Origin of the sequence: Methylobacterium sp. E-046 (genome assembly GCF_022829625.1) — a bacterium.
Classification (GTDB): domain Bacteria; phylum Pseudomonadota; class Alphaproteobacteria; order Rhizobiales; family Beijerinckiaceae; genus Methylobacterium; species Methylobacterium longum.
Map to the genome: position 1 here is coordinate 1 of NZ_JAKSYP010000202.1, position 3,446 is coordinate 3,446.

General features: G+C 65.7%; 2 protein-coding genes and 1 pseudogene. 2 read left to right on the forward strand and 1 reads right to left on the reverse strand.

Annotated features, from left to right (window positions below; genetic code table 11):
* Positions 1-1,057 precede the first annotated feature (1,057 nt).
* Together MKK82_RS20710 and MKK82_RS20715 are read left to right on the forward strand one after the other, a co-directional pair.
* A complete protein-coding gene (locus MKK82_RS20710; RefSeq protein ID WP_243986664.1) occupies positions 1,058-2,605 on the forward strand; it encodes a sensor domain-containing diguanylate cyclase in 1,548 nt (515 codons plus the stop codon).
* Between the two features lie 101 nt (positions 2,606-2,706).
* Positions 2,707-3,116 (forward strand): annotated as a pseudogene (locus MKK82_RS20715) (hypothetical protein).
* Here the strand turns inward: MKK82_RS20715 and MKK82_RS20720 are convergent.
* Positions 3,113-3,446, reverse strand: a 334-nt coding sequence (locus MKK82_RS20720; protein ID WP_243986665.1) for a hypothetical protein, incomplete at its 5' end; no start/stop codon positions are given. The pseudogene MKK82_RS20715 and the gene MKK82_RS20720 overlap by 4 nt on opposite strands.

A 3,446-nucleotide genomic window follows, 5' to 3' on the forward strand; every position in this document is an offset into this window, starting at 1 on the left:
AGGTCTGGCCGTGTTGCGCGAGCACGGGGTCAAGATGGCGGGCGGTAGGGCATGTGTCGAGGGACAAAAACCGCCGCGACCGGTGCCGAACCGGGATCGGACAGGAGCGCAGCAGCCGGGGTAATCGCCCTACAGACCAAGTCACCCGTAGTCACGGATCGCGCCCGGGAAGCCGGTCCGCACCCCAGGGTGCACAGGTGTGCACAGAACGTCTTCGAGCTTTTCCAAACAAACGCGAACGTTTGAGAGCATCGGCGCTGCTCCGGCCAGCTGCGCGGTGCTTCGATCGGCTTCGGCTTGGGGATGACATGGAGGCGGCAGAAGGACGGCTATGCCCAACCGAGGGACAGCAGGATACAGCAAGAGCCAGCAAATAACAGCAGCGCGGGCGGCAGGTCCGGCCCCGACGTCCCTGCAGTTATTGAAACTGCGCAACCGCGGCAGGGGCGGGGGGTTCAGCCCTCAACACGTGGTGAGGTAAACAGCGCATGCCGCGACCCGGTACGATCATTGTTTTTCTGCTTTTCGCAGCACTTGTTGGCTACGCTGTTTGGTTCGTCTTCCACCCCTCCGCACCGCTGGCGGCGCGCTGAGCCTCGCGTCGTGCGGCTGTCGCTGTTCAGGCCCCCCCTGCATGTGGCTCAGCGGCGACACGCGTCGGCGACTACCTGTGGACGGCCTGAAGTGCCTCCGATTGGTCAAGGTTCAGGGGCGAACGTAGGTCGTTCTCGTCGATGCGGTCTTGCCATGTTCACCAGCCACCACGCCTTCGTTCTCCACCATCGCGAGTGCCTCGCCGTGCTCCTCTCGTCGGCTCTGTTCCTGGTGGGCGCACTGCCGCTGTTCTGGTCGATGGGCTGAAGCTTCAGGCCCTGCACGCTGACTGTGCCCGCAGCATCTCGGCCTCTTCGCGCCACGCACCGCGCTCGGTCCGCATGGCCTCGACGAGGGCGTGCATGTTGCCGGCGTCGATAGCGGTCTCCATCAGCCTGAAAGGTTCGGTTAAGTGTTGCCATGCCACAGTTGCGCTCGCGTAGGCGCAACCGCGAGGTGCCTGATGCCTCCGCTGAAGCGATTGGCGCATCCGTTCCGTTCCGCCCGCACCTGGATCACTCTCGGCGTTCTGGCACCGATCGGCATGCTGGCGGCATCGGGCCTGATGCTCGCCGACTTGCGTCAGGATGCTTGGGACAAGGCTGAGCAGACATCCAAGAACCTCGTCCAGGTCCTGGAGCGCGACATCGCCCGCAACGTCGAGATGTACGACCTCTCGATCCAGGCGGCGGCCGACAACCTCAGGACACCCGGCCTTCCAGAGCTGACCCCGGAGCTGCGACAGCTCATCCTGTTCGATCGCGCCGCCACCGCTCGCGACATGGGCGTGATGATCGTCATCGACGAGCACGGTGCCATCACCGCCGATATCGATGCCGTTCCGCCGCGCAAGGGTAACTACCTGGATCGCGAGTACTTCCAGATCCATCGGGCCCGGGCGGGTCTCGGCCTCTACGTCGGACGGCCGATCGTCTCGCGCCTGACCGGCGAGCGGATGCTCCCCTTCAGCCGCCGCATCAACAAACCCGATGGGACCTTCGGGGGCGTGGTTCTGGGCAGCATGAAGCTGTCCTACTTCACGCACCTGTTCAGTCAGATCGATCTCGGCCGAGACAGCGCGATCAACCTCTACCTGAACGACGGCACGCGCATCATGCGCCACCCCTACGATGAGGCCGACATCGGGGTGAACATCGCGGGCACCCAGACCTTCCAGGGGTTCCTGCGAAACGCCAGTGGCAGTTTCGTCCACACCTCCGCGCGTGATGGAGTCGAGCGGCACTACACCTACACGCGCGTCGGCGGCCTGCCGCTGATCCTGAACGTGGCCCTCTCCACAAAGGCAATCGAGGCCGAGTGGCGGGCCAAGGCCATCGTCATCGGCGGCATCGTGCTGGTGCTGTGCGGCCTCACGATCGCACTCTCGCTGCTGTTCGGACGCGAATTGCGCCGCCGCGAAGCGATGCAGGCTGAACTCGAAAGGCTGTCGCTGACCGATACCCTGACCAAGCTGCCGAACCGCCGCGCATTCGAGGACGCGTTCACCCGCGCCACGGACAATGCGCGACGCTCAGGTAAGCCGCTGGCTCTGCTTATTGTCGACGCTGACCACTTCAAGCGTTTCAACGACCGCTACGGCCATCAGGTTGGGGACGAGGTGCTGCAAGGCTTGGCGCGGTGCCTCTCGGCCAGCGTCCATCGCCCTAACGACCTCGTCTGCCGGGTCGGCGGTGAGGAGTTCGCCATCCTCCTAACAGATACCGATCAAGCAGGTGCTCTACGCATCGCGGAGAAGGTCCACGCCGAGGTATCGAGCCTGTCGATCGTCTCAGCCGGCATCGGCGCCGGTGCGGTCACGGTGAGCATCGGGCTGGCAAGCGGCGTGCCAAGCGCTACGGAGAAAACCGCGCTGACGGATCTCTACCGCCTCGCTGATGGCGCGCTCTACGAGGCCAAGGCGGGGGGTCGCAACCAGACCCGCTGTGCAAAGGGGCAGGATACCCCGACGGGCTCGCAAATGTGGCCTCTTCAGGTTGTGAGAGGCTCGTAGCATCTAGGGCGTTCGGCCCCTGCTCCATCAAACCCGGGATAGTAGCGGGCGAGGCACTCGTAGCTACGCTTTCTTCACGTCCGGTGGCACAGTGCGCGCCCATGCCGATCCGGCCCGAGCACCGCTTCTTCTACCCCATCGACTGGGCGCAGCTCTCGGCCGTGATCCGGTTCGGGCGGGCGAGAGGCTGCTGCGAGGGCTGCGGACGGCCGCATGGGCGGATGGGCGGATGGTCTACCACCTGGGCAACGGGCGCTGGTGGGACGCGGATACCAATCGTTGGCGTGACGGCTGGGGCAGGCGGATCCGGATCGCGGCAGGGACCGACATCCTCAGCGTGGTCCGTCGGACTCGGGTAGTGCTGGCCGCGGCCCATCGCGATCACGACACCTCGAACAACGCGGACGCCAACCTCGCAGCCTTCTGCCAGCGCTGCCACATGATCCATGACCGGCCCGAGCATCAGAGGCGACGCTGGCGCACGCTGTTCAGACGGAAAGCGCGCGGCTAGGCGTAGGGGCCACCGAACAGGTCGCCGAGCGCTTTCGGTCTGAACAGCGGGGGCCACCGTCGCCGAGGATGCGCGGGCCGGTCATGGAGCTGCTGGCAGCGCTGGCAGAAGGCTGGCAGGTTGGCGTCCGCGTTGTTCGAGGGGTCGTGTTCGCGATGGGCCGCGGCCAGCACTACCCGAGTCCGACGGACCACGCTGAGGATGTCGGCCCCTGCCGCGATCCGGATCCGCCTGCCCCAGCCGCCACGCCAACGATTGGTATCCGCGTCCCACCAGCGCCCGTTGCCCAGGTGGTAGACCATCCGCCCATCCGCCCATGCGGCCGTCCGC